Below are 16682 nucleotides of genomic sequence, written 5' to 3' on the forward strand. Positions count from 1 at the left end.
GATGAACGGGAATTCATCAGCGCTAAATAAGGGGATGAGAGAGAGCCCTGGAGCCATTCATAAAGACCCGGATATGGTGATCTTTGGATTCTGGGTTTTTATGATGAGCGACCTGATTTTTTTCGGGGTCGTTTTCGCTATCTATATCACCATGATTGGTGCGACCGCAGGCGGCCCTGGTCCCAGGGAGTTATTTGATTTCGGCAGCCTTTTTGCGCAGACCATGTTGCTACTCACCAGCAGTCTCACTGTGGGGATAGCCACTATCACCATGAAGCACCAGCGCAGCCAGGGTAGTTTCCTGTTTTGGGTGGTGGTGACTTTACTATTGGGGCTGGGCTTCTTAACTCTTGAGTTGCTCGATTTCTCTGAAATGGCAGCCAAGGGAGGGACGCCCCAGCGCAGCGGCTATCTATCAGCCTTCTTTGGTTTGGTGCCCCTACATGGTTTACATGTCAGCTTTGGCTGCCTGTGGATGCTGGTCATGATCGCACAGGTACTTACAGTGGGCATGACTGATTTGGTGAAGTTGCGCTTTTTACGGTTGGCGCTGTTCTGGCATTTCCTGGATTTGATTTGGATTGGGATTTTCTCAGTAGTTTATTTTGGTGGCTGGGTCTATGGCTGAAAAATCCGGTTTTTCCGCACATTTGCGCACCTATCTTACCGGGTATGTGCTGTCGGTTGTGTTTACGTTGGCTGCATTCTGGGCGGTACTGGCTCTGGGTAAGGAATACAAGAGTGTACTTATACTAGTAGGTTTACTTGGGGTGGCCCAATTGGCGGTACAGCTCAAATGCTTCTTGAATGTGACAACGCAAAAGGAAGGGCGGGATAACCTGGCTCTGATCCTTTTTTCAACGCTGATTTTACTGATTATTGTCTTGGGGACTGCCTGGATCATGGGGAACCTGGCAATGAGAATGCATACCACAATGTGACGGGTCGCTAAGCTCAGATAATCACTTTGCTTTTAAGGCTGGTTGTGGCTTTTTCCAAGGATTGCAGTACCTTGACCTTGTCGTAGTTGCGAATCTTATCCAAGTCTAGGTGCATAGAAAAGCCTGGGGCGTGCTCCTCCAGGTAACTCTGCTGTCCGCCGAGATTCTTACGCAAGTCGGTGACTTGGTAGACTTTAACCGGGGTGCTGATGCCCTTCACCGTAATATGCCCTTTGTCTCGGCACATAACAGTGTGTTTGATCATTGCCCAGGTCTCATGGCTAATCAGGATTTCCCCCGGCTGTGCTGCGCCTTCAAGGCGGGAAGCCAGGTTCACGTGGGTGCCCATTACGGTGTAAGACTGGTAGTTGGCTGTGCCGAAGATACCCACGGTGCAATAGCCAGTGTTAATGCCCATGCGCACCTGCAAAGGGCGGGAAATCCCTTTGTTGTACCACTCCTGCTTCATTTCCCGTACCCGCTTGCGCATCGCCAAAGCCATAGCCACACAGCGCAGGGCGTCGGATTTGGGGCCCTTACTTTCATCATCCCCAAAGACCACCATCACCGCATCGCCAATAAATTTGTCGATGGTGCCCCCATACTGGCCAGCGATTCGGGCCATCTCTGAGAGGTAGTTGTTGAGTAGGAGGGTAAAGGTTTCCGCTTCGAGCTCTTCGGTCAACTGGCTGAAATCTTTGATATCGGAAAAGAACACCGTAAGCAGCTTGCGCTGGGTAGTCAGTGCTTCTTCATCGCCGGTGGTTACGGAGCGCCACAGGCGTTGTGGCAAATACTTGGAGAGTTTGTAAGAGCGCACCTTGCTTACGCGCTGCTCTGTTGCCAGGGTGTGGTTGGCTTCCTTGAGCTTGCCAATCTGGCGGTGAGTAAAAAAGGCATAGGCACAGAGGTAGACCAGGATACCAATCAGGCTCATGGTGCTTATGGTGAGGTCGGCGTTAATCAATAATGCCGGCCTGTGCATCAGATAACCCAGTACCACGCCGACTAAAAGGCCGGTGTTGTGCTCAAACCACTGGCGCCCCCCTCCCAGGGAAAGCGCATTGAGTTGAACCATCGTAATGAATAACAGAGATGGCAGCATGCTGAAATTAGCCAGGGCAACGGTAATGCCTACCAATACGGTATCGGAAAATCTCAGGATGCGACGGGTTTTATAAGCCTTCTTATCGCGGGATCTGTAGAGTATGAATTGAGCAAAAGTGCAATAAACCAGCATAAAAGCCGCTGCACCAACATTGAGCAGTTTGTCCGGTTGCCAAGAAGATGACCACTCGATTGCAGTTACCAGGGTTCCCGCAGCCGCAAAAAGAATTAGGCAGCGAAAATAAGTCGAGTAATGCGGGCTGATATTTCGCCCTTTGTTCCCCTCAAGCTGGTCCTGCATTTGTGGTTATCTTTTTGTCCGTTAAGCAGTAATAAACAAACCGCAGGCAGGCCACAGATTGGTCCCGGAAAGTTCTGGGAGCAAGTGGTTGCGCAGTGATTTACTGGGCGAAGTGTACTCCTACAAAAGCCAGATTGCTAAAAAACCGATGCCTGTACAGGGTTTTTATGTGGGGCGTACGTATGCGCTGCGCAGATGGGTTAGGGTACACTCAGCGCTCAGTCAGTAAATGGAGAGAACGATGGATGCCCTGACCGCCCTGCATAATAGAGTTTCAACGGGCAAGCTGGTCGAGCCTGCACCCAATGAGCAGCAGCGGCAAAATATCTTTCGCGCAGCACTGCGTGCAGCGGATCACGCCTGCCTACGCCCCTGGCGGTTTCTAATGGTAGAGGGCCAAGAGCGCGAGCGCCTAGGGGAAATATTTCTAAAAGCGGCTGAGCAGTCTGAAGGTGTTCCCCTAACTGAAGCTCAGCGTCAACGCACCTTGGCGATGCCCCTGCGCGCCCCCTTGATTATTGTGGCAATTACACGGTTACAGGAACACCCCAAGGTTCCCCATCTGGAGCAACATATGTCCACAGCAGGAGCGGTGCAGGCAATGCTCACAGCCGCTTATGCCGAGGGGGTGGGTGTTTACTGGCGCACCGGACCATTAGCCAATAATCCCCAGGTTGCCCAAGGTTTGGGTTTGGCTGAAAATGAACGTATTGATGGGTTTATCTACTGTGGAACCCCCGATAAAGCGGCACGCCAGGCACCGGATTTACAAGTGGATGATTTTTTTTCACAGTGGAAAGCGAATTAGTACTTGCACAACCGGAAACATTTGGGTAAAGTGCGCGCTCTCTCGATGAGACAGCAGCTATCTTCCTGATTTCCTTGAAGATTTTGCTAAAGAGAGAGCTCCTCTGAAAAGAGGATTACCCTCGCGGAGGGTGACAATTTGGTGAGGTGTCCGAGTGGCCGAAGGAGCACGCCTGGAAAGTGTGTATGTCGAAAGGCATCGAGGGTTCGAATCCCTCCCTCACCGCCATTTTGCATAAAAAAGCCCTGATTTTTCAGGGCTTTTTTATTTCTAGATTTCTCAGCCCCCCGCTTATTTTTTTGCTAGACAATTGTGCCAGGGTGGGAGTTGGTTCAGCCAAGATTGGCTGTCCATCATTATGCAGCACCGTCGAGCCTCTCTTCTATCCAAGCATCGATTTCCCGGCTATCCCAGTCGACAGCGCCCGGACCTATCCGCCTTTGCCGGGGGAAAACTCCCTCTTTAACCATGCGGTAAATACTACTGCTTTTATATCCGGTAAGTCTCTCAGCCTCACGTAAGCGTAAAATGCGGCGAGGTGGTTTTATATCCTTGTCCGTTAATTCTTGATGGTTCATCTTTTACCCCTCAAATAACTGTGCAACTGTAATAACTATTCCGCCCTCAATAATTCCGCTCTGCACTTTCATACCGCCACTTCTGCCCGTTCAACCCTACGAAACTCGATAACTCAAGCCCAGGGGTTTTTGTTCCAGCTGTCTCCGCCGTAAATGGATTCCCAAATCCTGCGGAATGCAGGGCGCGGTTTTTCATACCATCCACAGAATTGAGCGGCTGCAGACTCAGGGCCATCAACGCCTTCGGCTTTTGCATCTTCCTCGTTGATCTCTTGAATACGTCCATTGCGAATATTAGCTATTTCTAAGTTGATACGGCTGGCCCAGCGGGGCATGTGGATTGAGGGTGTATTGTTTCCTTCCTGAGCTGACTTGGGCATGGCCCAACCTTCAGCGATATTGTCATCTCTGAAGAATTTGAAACTACCATCAGCTAAATACTCGACCTGTACATCCTCGCAGTCACAGGTGTCCATTGCGAACGAATGAGAAATAGAAGATTTCCAGGTTTCGCGCACCCATAGGCGGTCACCAGGTTTACCAAGGGGGCAAGGGATATCCGCACACCCGCTTCGCCATGCTTGGTTAATTACCTGATGCAAGGAGGGTCTAGGGGGCAAGCCGCCAATTTGTTTTATGGCCTCTTCATCGCTTGCGCCATTAAATGGTTGCGGTTTTATCAGCTTGCGCACCTGAGTTTTACGGCCATCCAAAATTGCACGCACCATATCCTCATTACATAAAATAGGTCTTTCCTTCATTATGCTGCTCTCCCTTTCTCCTGCTTGCGATTCGGCAGAATCTCCGCCTGCCAGCCGTGGTAGTAAGAGTGGTTGGGGTTGGCTTGGTTTTGGATGTTGTCCAGCTCTGGGCGCACCAGTTCGGCCAAATCGTTTAGGCGGACTCCGCGCGCTTCGAACTCGGTGGAGTCGGTATAGTGTTCTCCCTCTGGGGTTTTGCACTCGACAAAAACCGTTACCAGCCAGTGGTGTTGCCAATTGAGGATTTCTTGCTGCAGCTTGGCTCGGGCTATATCGCCAACGGCGCCGCGGTTGCTCCGTTGGTCCGATGTCGATGGTGACTGCCAGAACACTCGTCAGGAATTGCTGATTCGCCTGTCTCTGGCTCCGGTGACCTTTAGTGATGAGAAGGCTTGCACCGTTGAGTCGGGCTTATGGGTGGACCCCCATGCTGGCCAGTTTTTCCAAAAGGCTTCGGACTTGGATGTTGAGCATATAGTCCCACTTGCCCATAAGCTCGGTGGTGCCAACTGGACCCGGGAACAGCGACGTGCCTTTGCCGAAGACCCGGCCAACCTCTGGCTGGTGGATGACGGCCACAATCCAAGCAAGGGTGATAAAGGCCCCGATGAATGGTTACCCCCATACCAACCCGCCCGCACCATTTATGCCCAACAGTTTCAGCTCATTGCCGAGAAGTATGGGTTGATGTGATTGGGTGTGCCCCCGCATACGGGGGGTTGAACCGCCGACTTTTAGTGCCAATGGGGCTGCTCAAAACATGTCGTTGAACTTAACCATGCCAATATTTTCAATCGTTATTTCTTTTGCATAACGCTTTAGAGCCTCATCTGTTAAGCGGTCTTCTTCCTCGCTTAGCTCGACCATCTCACGTCTAGCCTCTTCTATGGCTTCCTCCAGCGTGTTGCCTGTCATTGAGCCGCTTATAAGCGCGTTGATCTCTTGCGCTGTCATTTCAGCAATAAACTCTACGCCCATTCGAGACAGATAAAATTTTGCGACATCATCGGGAAGCTCATCAATTCTGTCTTCATAAAATCGTACTAACATAGTGCGGACTCCCTAATAGTTTTGCCCAACTCTTTGAGGAAGAGCTGCATCTGTGGCAGCTTTTGAGGTTCATAGCGACTCATTCCCCAGCCTATGCCGCCTTCCACATCAATTTTGATACCGTGTGGCAAGGTATCCTTAACGGCTTTGTGTATCTCCTTTGCCTGAATACTATAAAGAGCATCCTTTAGTCTTATTTGTCTCTCATCAAGCCCTTCCGTAAGAAGATAAAAGCCAAAGAAATCAACACCGCGTAAATCGCCCAGCATCTCAACCGCTCTAAGGCCTATTGCTCTTGCGAGTCCTCGTCCAGAGACCAAAACGCCAGTTTTGGATGAATCCATGCTGCCAGTGGAATCTTCAAACTTGAGTCCTACGGCGTGCCCATTCATATTTTTGACTTGGTGAAAGCTGAGTTTTATGTTGTATTTTTTACCACCGTAAAGCAATACATCCGTACGCTCATCTTTCTCAGTCAAGGCGGGGTGTCCAGCCATAAAGTGATCCCTCATTTTATTGCTTATTGGTGACAAGCATTTTGTCATATCAGTCTATCTAGGGCACTAAGAGTTTCTCTCCGGCGATGTATTTAGGACGACAAGGGCCTAGACGAGTGGATGCCACCCAATGAGCCAGTACAGGCTATCTATGTGCAGCGCTTTATTGCGATAGTGGAAAAGTATGGGCTGGTGTTCTCAGAACAGGAATCAGCCCAGATATTAGCCATTCTAAATGATTAACATATAAGCATTTTCATTGGAGCCATTAAGTTATCCTAGCTTATGGATCCTTGATGAGATTCTTTACAAGGTGCTTATAGGTTTGTTCATTGCGCCCAATGGTTGAATTTGCCATACCACTAAACTCCTCATGTGGCGATACATAGCCCAAAGCTCCAGCGGTTTCTTCAACATCACAAAATCTAACAAGCTCTTCAATAATTTCATTGATTAAATATAGTTGAGCATTAGGATTGCTTTTGCTAAATAGGATTTTAGTCTTACAGATGGTTGTGGTGTCGCCTTCCGTTACAATAGTAAACAGAAGCTGATTGGAGGCTTGTGTTATTTTCTTATAGTACTCTGATATGGCATGCCTAATTTCTTCTTCTCCCACACCGGGAATTGTTACTCCTCCTTCTTTGCTTAGCTTTCTAAGATTTATATTCCTTATTATATCCTCGTAGTCGGCATTAACACCAATGAAATAATTGGTTAAGTCTGTTAGTAGATCAGGCTGTGTTTCATGTCCGGTCGACGTTGGGCTAAAAACAGGGCTTACTTTCTTTATATCATTGTGTGGAAATAGAGCTCGATAAAGTGAGTTGTACTTGAATTTTATTTCTTTTTCTGATTCTATTTTCTCTAGCAGCTCAAAGAAATCTTTTTTGTGAGAGTAGTATTTTGTAATTACGTTTTGCGTCGACGCCTCTTTAAGGGTTTCAGCCATTTGTGATGATCTGTGATGCGCCGCAAAAAGGCCAGTAAGAGGGAGGGAGAGTGCTGCAAGTGATAATGGAAACTTAAAGTAATCAAATAGACGGTTCCAACCATCATATGATGGGTCAAATGAAAAGTTGCTATTTTGGCAAATAACGCCATAGACAATAATTGAAAGCGCCACAGGGAGAAATAGGAAAAGTTTAAAGTATCCAGACTGTCAGAGATTACATTCTTTTATGGGCTTTTGGGGAGACCACCAGTCCTTAAGTTCTCGACAGTATTTCCAGTATAGGCATAAACTTATTGTTGTGAGCGTTACAAATAGGTAAGGACAAATAGCTAATGAGAAGAGTGTTATCAGTCCACTCGTAATAATAATTAAATTGGTAAATAGTGGATTTTCAAAACTTCTTTTTATCAACTTCTAACTCCTTTTGGATTAATGTTGTGAGCAAATGCCGAAATATCTTAACCCAGATTTATAGCAAGATAGGATTGCTAAATGGACGCGTTAAATTTGCTATCTAGGGTACCCTCAAGCCTGGATGTACTACAAAAGAGGGGCGATTGTTCAAGGGATTACTGAGAAGTAGCTAGCTCCTTGCTGACACTCTGGTGCTAGGACCTGTTTTCCAAACCTCACTTGGCTAAACTCCTTTCTGCTTACTATCAGTAAAGCTATATTAGAAAACATACACATGCAAAATTTGCAGTACTTCATGGTTGAAAATTTGGTTGATGGTACTGCGAGTCCGTCTGGTCCCTAGATCATTACTCCAAATCGTTGATTTTATAAAACATCGGTATTTGATTGATTTTAAGGGTGAAATTCTTTTATGTGCTACTAATTTGCACATATAAAAATAGATTTTACAAGTTTTCTCAATATTATTATCTTCCCAGCCAGCTTGAGTAAGCAGTCCTGATTGAAGCACAATTTGATGGTCGATAGGGTGCCTCCCTGATACGGTCAAAGCATATAAGCCTGTGTATATACAGTACTCTGATAGATTGCTCCTATGCAGCTTAAAGCTCCACCAGAAAGTTGAGCGTCCATGAGCTCCGCTTCAACCCAGGGTGCTCATGACCCTTAAGAACTTTTCGTCATGGGAATATGAAGGCCTAACTAACAGCAAGATGGAGTTGAATATGACGTTTCTAGAAACTAAAGATGAAATACAAACTTGCCTGAAGAGTATGAACCGTTTTATTTATTGGCTACTAAATATTCCTCGGAATCGCCCACGCCGTGATGTGAGATTGTCGTTAAGGCTCAGTGATTCAGGAGGTCAGCTGGTGCTGCAGTGGGGACCACGAAAAAATAATCAGGATCGAAGCCAGGAGTAGCACTAACAGAATTGGCTTTGCTGACTATAACGAGATAGACAACCTTCAAAGCCCTCATCCTTGATGAGCATTTAATAACCAATGGCCCGGCGACGTTCATGGCTCGTGCCAATGGCGACTCTATGCAAGGGGTGGGAATCTTCGACCGGGACATCCTCATCATTGACCGCTCCTTTGCGCCAGTGAATGGGGATGTGGTGGTCGTGGCCCTGGATGGGCAGCTGACCTGCAAAATCTTGGATAGAGGGCGGGGGAGGCTGTTGTCGGCAAATGATAAGTATCCGCCAATCCCCATTTGGGAAGGGCAAGAGCTGATTGTGGAGGGGGTGGTTAAGGCGTCAGTTAGGTATCACCGAGGAGGGTAGAAATCGACTTACACCGTTAGGTGTGAGCCCTTTGATTTGCATGGTACGATCGGGAGGATTCACCCCCTCGGTCGTTTTGTTCGTAGACGCGCACTCTATCTAATTCTATTAAATTGCATCACCACCGTAGTCTCTCCAAGCTTCGTTGAATCCAATAGCGGGAAGCTTAAGGTCAAACCCTTGCATTCGGACAGGAACATATTCATTGTTCATGAATGATGTGACTATATGCGCTCTACCCTCATTGGTTTTTGCAAAGTACCTAAGAGAATAAACACCTAAAGCTCCACCAGTACAACCAACTATCATCATTACTCTTTTTCCGTTTATTCTCATGATTGTTTCAGAAAACTTATCAGTATCGCGGTAAGTGCATAAATTCAATCTACTATGGTAATAGCGGAAATCAACCACTTGCTTTCCTTTGGGATCGTCAGAAATTGTCACTTGGAAAGATTTCCTACTACCATCAGTCAATTCATAACTTACTTGAGAAAATCTAGCAAAGCCACTACTGCTCCACTCATTAATTTCAAAAGACCTGTCTTGTGCTGATAAATTTGTAGATAAAAAAATACTTATAAATAGTGTAAAAACTGATTTTCCCATGCGGTTGACTCTTTCACATAAAAACATAATATTTATATAGTGATCATCGTGACCACTCGTAGTCTTATAACTTTTTTATTATAAAGGCTCTTGTCAAAATTTTAAGAGCCTACCTATAACTAGTCACGGTAAGAGAGAGCTCACAGCCAATCTGATTGCAAATGGACCTAAATCAGTTATCCAATAATTGGGATGCCTTTATGGAGCTTACCTATTACAGGGCTGAAGTTGCATAAGTTGCCCAGTCGAACATAAGCAGCTTTCGCTTTTCGAAGAGGTCGCCGCGCCGGTAGGCAGCCTCAACAGAATCCCCCAAGCTATGAGCTAAAGCTTGCTCGCAAACATCACGGGAGTGTGGAGTGGCCTCTCCAGCCCAATCCCGGAAGGTTGACCTAAACCCGTGAATGGTTAGGTCGTTCCGCCCCATTCTGCGCAGCGCCATAAGCATGGACATATTTGAGAGTGGTCTGCTACTTCTTTGGCCAGGGAAAATGTAGGGGCTATCATCAATTCGAGGTATCGACTCAAGCAAAGCTATCACGGGCGGTGCTAGGGGAACTCGGTGCTCCTTACTTGCTTTCATTCTCTCGCCTGGGATAGTCCACGATTTAGCTTTAAAGTCTATTTCACTCCAGGTCGCTCCTAGGGCTTCTTTGGTGCGGGTTGCGGTCAGGATGGTCAACTCCATCGCCGTGAAAGCTAATCCGTTGCGCTTGGAAATCTCCCGCATGAATTCGGGTAGCTCGACCCAGGGTAATGCGCTGTGGTGTTTCACCTGGCGGACCTTTGAGCGCTTGGGGAGCAGCTTATCCAGATGGCCACGCCAGCGGGCAGGGTTCTCGCCTTCCCGCAATCCTCTTGCTTTTGCGGCATCCAGAATCAGTTCTACCCGGTTGCGAACCCTGTTGGCTGTTTCAGGCTTTTCAAACCAGATAGGTTTTAATATCTCTAATAAATTATCGGTGGTAATTTCACAGGGGGCTTTCTCACCTATAACGGGATAAGCATATTGCTGGAGGGTGTTCTTCCAGCCTTTGAGATGCACTCTTATATATTCATCGGCCATATCACTAAAAGTAGCGGCCTTCGCTAGCTCGCTCTTGGCACTGGCTTTCAGCTCTTGCTGGATACGCTGGCGTTCGGCGATAGGGTCTACGCCATCTAGAAGCAGTCGCTTTTGAGCCCCTACCTCTAACCTTGCTTGCTTTAGATTTACATCACTTAGGCTACCCAGTCCCATTTCACGACGCTTACCGTGAAGCTGGTAGCGGAGAACCCACTTCTTGGCCCTACGACTAATCGCAAGCCATCACCGTCATCGTACTTCCCGGCGGCTGTTATGTTCTCAACTTCCTTTGCTGTTAGCTTTCCCATGCGCTCCCTGCTGCTTTCTGTTCCCCCACTCAGTCCCCCACTTTGCAGCGGATTCTATAGGTGAGGGCTGGGTGGCTTTGGAAGAAATATAACCTGCAACCCCAGTAAACACTAAGGTTTGGGGAAAGTTATGGGGTTGGGCTGGAAACCATAGAGGCGGACTCCCTCACCGCCATATTTTAAAGCCCGGCTGATGCCGGGCTTTTTCGTTTCAAGAATCTTCAGTCCCCTGTCAGGCCTCCGCTTTGCTCCTTAACAGGCAATTATTCAATGATGGTCGTAGATAGAGAGCAGCTCGGCTTCGACCTAGCATTATGTGTTGCTATCAAACCTTACATCTATTTCAAGTACTTCAAGCCTCGATCTTCTGGCTATGCCAACTCACGGCTCCTGGGTCTATTTGTCGTTGATGAGGAAAGCCTTTTTCTTAAATCATTCGATAAATACTACTATGTTTATAGTCTGTGAATCTTTCGACTTTATGTCAACGAGGTATGCTAAGAAATTTTCTAGATATTAAGGCTGATGCCATTCCACATCCCTCGCCATATTAATTTGTATTACTCTCGGCATGGATAAATCTAATTCACTATACATATTGCAAATCGGGGCAGCAGGCGACAGCACCAAGTGTTTTATAGGTGGGTAACTGTTGTTCTCGTGGCATACCAATCGCTGACTTGCTGGGTATGCCGCCTTCTACTTTATGTGGTGCAACAGGGAGATGAATTAATCTTCGTCAGGAACCGCATTTGCTTAGGTATAATAAAGGTCAGTGGGGTCGAGAATGTCGTAGGATTTGGGGTTGGCAAGATAGGTTGCTTGACCCTTAATTATGTCGAGCACTTGCCCATTTTTAGCTGCTTCCTTAAAGCGGCGTCAAATCTAATTTTATATCTAATGTGGATGTTTAATTTCGAGTGTAACTTTGTTGCTATCATTCTTGATGTGAGTCTGTTGGCAGGTAAATCAATTAGGCTAAATGGAAGTATGTGTTAGTAAAGTAAGAGATAACACTAGGGTGCTATTGTGAAAACTTTTTTTCTTTTTCAGGTTGCGGTCTTTTGGGTGTTTGCTAGTTTCCCTTTGATTGGTTTCTCAAAAATTATTTACATGGCGACGGATGGGGATGATGAAAATTCAGGGCTTTCTCTTTCTGATCCCGTCAAAACCTTGAGCAGGGTGCATTATCTAGTCGATTTCAGTGACGGAGATACTACTGTTTTCATTAGGGGGGGAGTCTATTATGGTGAGACTATTTCTTGGACTAAAACATCGCGTGAATTTAAGTTGAAATTAACTGCTTACGGTGATGAAAAGCCTGTTTTTGAGGGGGAGGGGAATGCTGTATTTTTTAGGCTAGAAGTGGGAGTTGGAGAGTGTACTAATGTAGAGATAAGCCGTCTAACTATAAGTCACTACGCTAGCTATGCAATTCTTCTCAATGGTGGGAGGGATAATAAATTAACAACTTGGAATGGGTGTAACCATATACATGATAACTATTTTATAGAGATTGGGACTCTTTTTGATGTATCTAATTGTCCTGGTGACTGCAAAGGGTATGGCGTAGTCGATTTTGTAAATTCAGATAATAATTCAATATATAACAATGTGTTTTATAGGGCGGAAAATATATCTTCTCAGGAATCCTTGCTTCATGCGGTCTATCTCGCCCATGATAGTGTAGGCAATAAAATTTATGACAACTATTTTTACTTGGTCTCTGGTGATCCGATCAGAGTTAGAGATCGGAGTAGTGATAATCTTATATATGATAATTACGCAGATAGAGTTGGGCAGAGGGCGTTTTTATCTAGCTGGCATAATTCTGTTAATGGTGAGCAGTCCTCATATGACAATGTTGTTGAAAATAACATTGTAACCTTTCCATATAAAACATCTGAAAATATTAATCTGACAGCAAATCTGGGTGGGAGCGGGGATGAAAGTACTTTTGTTGATGAAGGGCAAAAATACTTCCATGGGGCCCAGATTGATAGCGAGGAGGTTGTCGCTACAGCCGCGGGCGACTTTGATGGAGATGGGGTGGATGAATTGCTGGTTGCCTTTAATTATGGCACTTTTAGTAAGGTTGTAAGAACAATAGGCGGGCAGGGTAGGTATCTAAAAGACGTCCTTTATATATCTCCTTATCTTAATGTTACTGATTTTGCTGTTGGGAATTTTTCGGAAAGAGGTAAGGATGAGGTCATAACTGTATTTGAGCTTGACGGCTCTGGGCACACGATTGTTTTTCGTGGAGATGGTGACTCTAGCTTACTGAACTATGGCCTCATTTACTCAAGTGGGCGAGTGAAAGTATCCGCGATGACCTCTGGTGATTTTGATGGTGATGGTGTTTCAGAGGTAGTGACTGCTTTGAAGATGAACTCTGATGAAACTAAGGTTTTTCGAGGCGATGGGGTTAGAAGTATATTAAATTTAGGTAGTCTCTACAGTATCAATAACTGGGATATAACTGCAATGACTTCCGGTGATTTTTCTGGTGTTGGTAGAGACCAGGTTATTACGGCTTATAAGTCTTCATTTGGGACAAGGATCTACCGAGGTGAAGGTACAAGCTCTGTTGTTAATTATGGGTATTTCTACTCAAGTTCCCAGTGGACCGTTAGTGATATGGAGGCAAATTGTTACAATAATTCGGTGGTGCCCTCCTTGGTCACGGCATTTAGGCATGAATCGAGTGGGGACGTTAAGATTTATAATGCGGATGGAATAAATTCTGCGACTACTCATTCTTTTTATGATAGTACGATTTGGGATATTTCAGCACTAACCTCAGGCGTTTTTGATGATAACGGAGTGGTAAGTTTGGTAACCTCTTTTACAACTTTACACCTTACTCATACTCAGATTTGGGCGGGTAATGGGACAACAAGTGCTTTAAACAATGGAATTTATCATAGACTGGATCTAAGGTAGTAAGTAACTCTTCTGAGATTGATTAAGAGTTTTTTCCAAAATGGGGGGGGAAGGTTAACCCCCTCTATGTCAGAACTCTATAAAAACCCCATTCCGGTTATCCTTCTTCAGTAGTGATCTTGCCCCGATAAAATGGACATAGCACTTTTCATACTAATATTCGCTCATCTGTAGTAGTTCAAACTTAACCTGATAGAGCACCTCCTGAAAAACCGGTAACTGTCAGATCATGTCTGAACTAATCCAGCTAATACTTATATTTTTGGTACAATGAATTGTCTATTATAAGAGTCTGGTTCGCCCTTTTCTGGTTTGATTCTTGAGTCAATAGTATGCATTATCATTCCTGCTGGCATTTCAGAGAACCAGTTGGCGATCCTGTATGATTTGGATTTGTATAAGTTTTCGGATATATGCCAGTTATTCTCTTCCATTTTCCAAGCTATAGCGGCAATAAGTAGTTTTCCTTCAATACCAAGTTTTGAGCCATAACCAGACACTACATACTCGGAGTTTTCGAGATCTAACTCTATGCTGTAGTTCGCGCTAGCAACCCTGATGGTTATGTTAAGAAAGTCTGGGTTACTCTGAGATTTTTCCGTAATAAATCTTACTGATTGACCATCAACAGATAAATCTGCCTGTATGGATGCGTTAGATTCTTCTACTTGAAACTGCGCTCTATTTGTGAGTTGAACTAAGTCTGAGCGAGAAATATCTTCATTGGCTATTGAACGTTCGGATACGGATTTTAGCGAATTATAATTCGAATCCTCTAATACGTTATCCATGCTTTTATTGGCGAATGTATTACTTGAAGAAAATAAGTTAATTATTAATGCAAAAATTATCGGGTAGGCCCTCATTGGTCCTCTCCATTTTTTGATTAGGCGGCGATGTAAAATTTAATGTGAGGCGAAGTTAATATGTCAAGCGGTAAACCTATGCTGGCAGTTTAATAAGCGAGAAAAGTTAATGTGGTGCCATATTGGCAAGTAGAAAACCTTTGACTTTCTCTTTGTCAGAACTATATAGAAGCCCCATACTGGGATAAGTACGAAATTCCTTAGCTAAATGTCCCGAAATTCCCTGAATGCGGGGTTTTTTGTGCCAGTTTGGCGAGTTGAAACTTAAGTCAGTGTAATGGTCTGTATAAATAAACAGCTGTATATATTGACAGTTTGTGTGGGCGGGGGTTACTATACCCATAGCTGCTCTGGTTTTCATGCAGCGACCGTTCATCCTTTCTTAAGCCGGCCCCCCAGCCGGTTTTTTTATGCCTAAAATTTGAGGCCAATGTCCCAAAAAGACTACTTCACAGAGCCGGAGTTCGCCTGTTGTTGTGGCAAAAACCATTTCAAAGATGAAACGCTCAATCGCCTGATTAAAGTCAGGGAGTGCCATGGCAAGCCAATAGTCATTAATTCCGGTTGCTGCTGCCCCGTACACAACGCCCATGTTAATGCCACCATGACTCATACTGCCAGGCGAGCGCACCCGCCTCACAGAGTGGAGTTACGACCCACTAACAGCAATTTTTGATGCAGGCACAATGGCTATTGAGCGCAGTTGGCCTGACCGGGTTAAATGTGCTGGGGAAGTGCAGAAGCTGGAGGAGCTTAAGCAAAGGGGCAGCTTGGTAGAGCTAAATACTCAAATTCAATTGTTTCTCGGACAGCTGGAGGTCAACAAAGCCGAAGCCCAGCATAAAAGCATATTTGTCACTGGCTGGCGTCCCTGTAGTGGATGGGTTGGGGGCTTGGCTCTCGCTTATCAGTTTGTTTTATATCCATTGCTGTGTTGGGTCTGGGCTATCTACAGCGCTAAGGGCTCAATATTTACAGGGATGACTCCACCGCCAGTGCTAGAAACTGATGTGCTGTTCTCGATGATAGCGGCCATGCTCGGAATAGGTGCCATGCGTTCATATGACAAAACGCATGGTACTCAGACGGACAAACTATAAATAGTGATTTTTATGGGTTGTCAGTTAATCAAGCTTCACTTTTTGGTTTATAGTTTTCCCAGATTTCAGGGTATCTTTCCCAAGGAGGGGCTTCAGGACTGAACGCGCTATCAGAGTTAGCGGCATCTTGATACCAAAACTGTATTCTTTTCATGAAATCTGCGTCATTCCTGTTTCTATAGATAAATCTAATTTCTGCATATGTAATAACACGATTTTTTAAACCATTACCGAAGTCATACTGATACATTGTTTTTCTTTCAAATGGAAATTTTGCTTCTACTAAACCTTCACCTTGTCCTGGTTTGGTAATTACGGCATTCCAATCCATATCATAGTCTATTGCAAAATGTATGAAGTGATGGTGTTTTACTAAGAACTCGATTCCAGCTTTACTCTTTCTTCTGAACCTTTTGTTGTCTTCAGATTCCTCCCCTGTTTGGGGTGGCTCTGTACTGGAATCATCTGATACAACACATTTATATTTTTCTTTACTACGACAGAAATTATTAAAGTCTTCATTTAAGTAATTACAATCGTGTACAGCAGTGCCGGTTAGTAATTGATCAAGCCATGCGACCGTGTTTTTGCTGGCAAAATCCTGCATGGTTCTTTGCGTTAGCTGTTGAATTAGCCTCGCTCTACTTCCCGAAAACCCATAAAAAAAGTCTCCAGAACAGTATCTTCTCCATGGTTCAGCGAATGGCATAGTGACTCTCCTTGTAAAAGCACCACTAGGTGGCATGAGTAGACTTTTATACTAACTAAATAACCTTGCTCTAACATGAACAATCTACTTGGATATCGCTTGGCTGGTTTTAAGTTTTGGACATAAATTTTTAGATTTTGGACCTTTTTTAAAGCGAGGGATGTCGAAATATGGGCACTTAAAGGGCTGTAATCGAAGTCCCTTTTGCCCTCAAAGCAAACCTTCTATCAATCAAATTTCGTAGAAAATTAATTCTGCTTGGTAAATCCTATGACCCAAGCAGCAGAATGTTGGCATCTTAGCAAAAGCATAATTATTACCCAAATTGCCAGCATTATCTTATTGGTGGCTGGTTTTTTCATATAGGGTTCTGATGTT

20 protein-coding genes and 1 tRNA gene are annotated in these 16682 nt (G+C 45.1%); 10 read left to right on the plus strand and 11 right to left on the minus strand.

The window, feature by feature from the left end:
* Position 1: 1 nt before the first annotated feature.
* Positions 2–628: a cytochrome c oxidase subunit 3 gene (locus ACJJIJ_RS03965; RefSeq protein WP_252085297.1), complete on the plus strand. Its 627-nt coding sequence runs from the start codon at positions 2–4 to the stop codon at positions 626–628.
* The gene (gene cyoD / locus ACJJIJ_RS03970) at positions 621–941 is read left to right on the plus strand and encodes a cytochrome o ubiquinol oxidase subunit IV (protein ID WP_252085298.1); all 321 of its coding nucleotides are present in this window, start codon (positions 621–623) and stop codon (positions 939–941) included. The genes ACJJIJ_RS03965 and cyoD overlap by 8 nt, the downstream gene beginning before the upstream one ends.
* Before the next feature lie 13 nt (positions 942–954).
* Here the strand turns inward: cyoD and ACJJIJ_RS03975 are convergent, their stop codons facing one another.
* Positions 955–2349: an adenylate/guanylate cyclase domain-containing protein gene (locus ACJJIJ_RS03975; protein ID WP_444885488.1), complete on the minus strand. Its 1395-nt coding sequence runs from the start codon at positions 2347–2349 to the stop codon at positions 955–957.
* A gap of 241 nt (positions 2350–2590) precedes the next feature.
* Here ACJJIJ_RS03975 and ACJJIJ_RS03980 point away from each other — a divergent pair, with 241 nt between their 5' ends.
* Together ACJJIJ_RS03980 and ACJJIJ_RS03985 are read left to right on the plus strand one after the other, a co-directional pair.
* On the plus strand, positions 2591–3157 hold the full coding sequence (locus ACJJIJ_RS03980; RefSeq protein ID WP_252085300.1) for a nitroreductase family protein: 567 nt from the start codon (positions 2591–2593) through the stop codon (positions 3155–3157).
* Positions 3158–3297: 140 nt separating this feature from the next.
* Positions 3298–3385: transfer RNA gene (locus tag ACJJIJ_RS03985), tRNA-Ser, on the plus strand.
* Between the two features lie 128 nt (positions 3386–3513).
* Here ACJJIJ_RS03985 and ACJJIJ_RS03990 read toward each other — a convergent pair.
* The 3 genes from ACJJIJ_RS03990 to ACJJIJ_RS04000 form a co-directional block, all read right to left on the minus strand.
* On the minus strand, positions 3514–3735 hold the full coding sequence (locus ACJJIJ_RS03990) for a helix-turn-helix transcriptional regulator (RefSeq protein ID WP_444938697.1): 222 nt from the start codon (positions 3733–3735) through the stop codon (positions 3514–3516).
* Between the two features lie 113 nt (positions 3736–3848).
* Positions 3849–4496 carry a hypothetical protein gene (locus tag ACJJIJ_RS03995; protein ID WP_444938698.1) on the minus strand — a complete coding sequence of 216 codons (648 nt, stop codon included), beginning with the start codon at positions 4494–4496 and terminating at the stop codon, positions 3849–3851.
* Positions 4496–4828, minus strand: a complete 333-nt coding sequence (locus ACJJIJ_RS04000) for a hypothetical protein (protein WP_444938699.1) — start codon at positions 4826–4828, stop codon at positions 4496–4498. The genes ACJJIJ_RS03995 and ACJJIJ_RS04000 overlap by 1 nt, the downstream gene beginning before the upstream one ends.
* Here ACJJIJ_RS04000 and ACJJIJ_RS04005 point away from each other — a divergent pair.
* On the plus strand, positions 4788–5189 hold the full coding sequence (locus tag ACJJIJ_RS04005) for a GmrSD restriction endonuclease domain-containing protein (protein ID WP_444938700.1): 402 nt from the start codon (positions 4788–4790) through the stop codon (positions 5187–5189). The genes ACJJIJ_RS04000 and ACJJIJ_RS04005 overlap by 41 nt on opposite strands.
* Before the next feature lie 60 nt (positions 5190–5249).
* On the opposite strand, the gene ACJJIJ_RS04010 is transcribed toward ACJJIJ_RS04005, so the two are convergent.
* Together ACJJIJ_RS04010 and ACJJIJ_RS04015 are read right to left on the minus strand one after the other, a co-directional pair.
* Positions 5250–5546, minus strand: a complete 297-nt coding sequence (locus ACJJIJ_RS04010) for a hypothetical protein (RefSeq protein ID WP_226646540.1) — start codon at positions 5544–5546, stop codon at positions 5250–5252.
* Positions 5540–6025, minus strand: coding sequence for a hypothetical protein (locus tag ACJJIJ_RS04015; RefSeq protein ID WP_444938701.1), 486 nt, complete (start codon positions 6023–6025; stop codon positions 5540–5542). Before ACJJIJ_RS04015 ends, ACJJIJ_RS04010 begins: the two co-directional genes overlap by 7 nt.
* Before the next feature lie 138 nt (positions 6026–6163).
* Here ACJJIJ_RS04015 and ACJJIJ_RS04020 point away from each other — a divergent pair, with 138 nt between their 5' ends.
* Positions 6164–6286 (plus strand): hypothetical protein, encoded by a 123-nt coding sequence (locus ACJJIJ_RS04020; protein WP_444938702.1) that lies wholly within the window; start codon positions 6164–6166, stop codon positions 6284–6286.
* A 40-nt stretch (positions 6287–6326) separates the two neighbouring features.
* Here ACJJIJ_RS04020 and ACJJIJ_RS04025 read toward each other — a convergent pair whose 3' ends face one another.
* On the minus strand, positions 6327–7169 hold the full coding sequence (locus ACJJIJ_RS04025) for a hypothetical protein (RefSeq protein ID WP_444938703.1): 843 nt from the start codon (positions 7167–7169) through the stop codon (positions 6327–6329).
* A 1222-nt stretch (positions 7170–8391) separates the two neighbouring features.
* Between ACJJIJ_RS04025 and ACJJIJ_RS04030 the strand changes: the two genes are divergently transcribed.
* Positions 8392–8700, plus strand: a complete 309-nt coding sequence (locus tag ACJJIJ_RS04030) for a LexA family protein (RefSeq protein ID WP_444939560.1) — start codon at positions 8392–8394, stop codon at positions 8698–8700.
* A gap of 108 nt (positions 8701–8808) precedes the next feature.
* Here ACJJIJ_RS04030 and ACJJIJ_RS04035 read toward each other — a convergent pair whose 3' ends face one another.
* Both ACJJIJ_RS04035 and ACJJIJ_RS04040 read right to left on the minus strand, forming a co-directional pair.
* The gene (locus ACJJIJ_RS04035; RefSeq protein ID WP_444938704.1) at positions 8809–9309 is read right to left on the minus strand and encodes a hypothetical protein; all 501 of its coding nucleotides are present in this window, start codon (positions 9307–9309) and stop codon (positions 8809–8811) included.
* A gap of 214 nt (positions 9310–9523) precedes the next feature.
* The gene (locus tag ACJJIJ_RS04040) at positions 9524–10609 is read right to left on the minus strand and encodes a tyrosine-type recombinase/integrase (protein WP_444939561.1); all 1086 of its coding nucleotides are present in this window, start codon (positions 10607–10609) and stop codon (positions 9524–9526) included.
* Between the two features lie 1103 nt (positions 10610–11712).
* Here ACJJIJ_RS04040 and ACJJIJ_RS04045 point away from each other — a divergent pair.
* Positions 11713–13629 carry a hypothetical protein gene (locus ACJJIJ_RS04045; RefSeq protein WP_444938705.1) on the plus strand — a complete coding sequence of 639 codons (1917 nt, stop codon included), beginning with the start codon at positions 11713–11715 and terminating at the stop codon, positions 13627–13629.
* A gap of 254 nt (positions 13630–13883) precedes the next feature.
* Here the strand turns inward: ACJJIJ_RS04045 and ACJJIJ_RS04050 are convergent, their stop codons facing one another.
* Positions 13884–14495 (minus strand): hypothetical protein, encoded by a 612-nt coding sequence (locus ACJJIJ_RS04050; RefSeq protein ID WP_444938706.1) that lies wholly within the window; start codon positions 14493–14495, stop codon positions 13884–13886.
* 430 nt (positions 14496–14925) lie between these two features.
* On the opposite strand from ACJJIJ_RS04050, the gene ACJJIJ_RS04055 reads away from it, so the two are divergent.
* Together ACJJIJ_RS04055 and ACJJIJ_RS04060 are read left to right on the plus strand one after the other, a co-directional pair.
* A complete protein-coding gene (locus tag ACJJIJ_RS04055; protein WP_444890777.1) occupies positions 14926–15171 on the plus strand; it encodes a D-Ala-D-Ala carboxypeptidase family metallohydrolase in 246 nt (81 codons plus the stop codon).
* Positions 15164–15595 carry a 3TM-type holin gene (locus tag ACJJIJ_RS04060; protein ID WP_444939562.1) on the plus strand — a complete coding sequence of 144 codons (432 nt, stop codon included), beginning with the start codon at positions 15164–15166 and terminating at the stop codon, positions 15593–15595. The genes ACJJIJ_RS04055 and ACJJIJ_RS04060 overlap by 8 nt, the downstream gene beginning before the upstream one ends.
* A gap of 28 nt (positions 15596–15623) precedes the next feature.
* On the opposite strand, the gene ACJJIJ_RS04065 is transcribed toward ACJJIJ_RS04060, so the two are convergent.
* Positions 15624–16304 (minus strand): hypothetical protein, encoded by a 681-nt coding sequence (locus ACJJIJ_RS04065; protein WP_444938707.1) that lies wholly within the window; start codon positions 16302–16304, stop codon positions 15624–15626.
* Positions 16305–16682: the final 378 nt, after the last annotated feature.

It is taken from the genome of Microbulbifer mixtoriginis (SeqCode) (assembly GCF_052467945.1).

Coding starts and splice junctions, on each gene's coding strand:
- ACJJIJ_RS03980 (WP_252085300.1), top strand. CDS start 2,591: ATGGATGCCCTGACCGCCCTGCATAATAGAGTTTCAACGGGCAAGCTG.
- cyoD (WP_252085298.1), top strand. CDS start 621: ATGGCTGAAAAATCCGGTTTTTCCGCACATTTGCGCACCTATCTTACC.
- ACJJIJ_RS03995 (WP_444938698.1), bottom strand. CDS start 4,496: ATGAAGGAAAGACCTATTTTATGTAATGAGGATATGGTGCGTGCAATT.
- ACJJIJ_RS04020 (WP_444938702.1), top strand. CDS start 6,164: ATGCCACCCAATGAGCCAGTACAGGCTATCTATGTGCAGCGCTTTATT.
- ACJJIJ_RS03990 (WP_444938697.1), bottom strand. CDS start 3,735: ATGAACCATCAAGAATTAACGGACAAGGATATAAAACCACCTCGCCGC.
- ACJJIJ_RS04010 (WP_226646540.1), bottom strand. CDS start 5,546: ATGTTAGTACGATTTTATGAAGACAGAATTGATGAGCTTCCCGATGAT.
- ACJJIJ_RS04055 (WP_444890777.1), top strand. CDS start 14,926: ATGTCCCAAAAAGACTACTTCACAGAGCCGGAGTTCGCCTGTTGTTGT.
- ACJJIJ_RS04050 (WP_444938706.1), bottom strand. CDS start 14,495: ATGAGGGCCTACCCGATAATTTTTGCATTAATAATTAACTTATTTTCT.
- ACJJIJ_RS03975 (WP_444885488.1), bottom strand. CDS start 2,349: ATGCAGGACCAGCTTGAGGGGAACAAAGGGCGAAATATCAGCCCGCAT.
- ACJJIJ_RS04065 (WP_444938707.1), bottom strand. CDS start 16,304: ATGCCATTCGCTGAACCATGGAGAAGATACTGTTCTGGAGACTTTTTT.
- ACJJIJ_RS03965 (WP_252085297.1), top strand. CDS start 2: ATGAACGGGAATTCATCAGCGCTAAATAAGGGGATGAGAGAGAGCCCT.
- ACJJIJ_RS04035 (WP_444938704.1), bottom strand. CDS start 9,309: ATGGGAAAATCAGTTTTTACACTATTTATAAGTATTTTTTTATCTACA.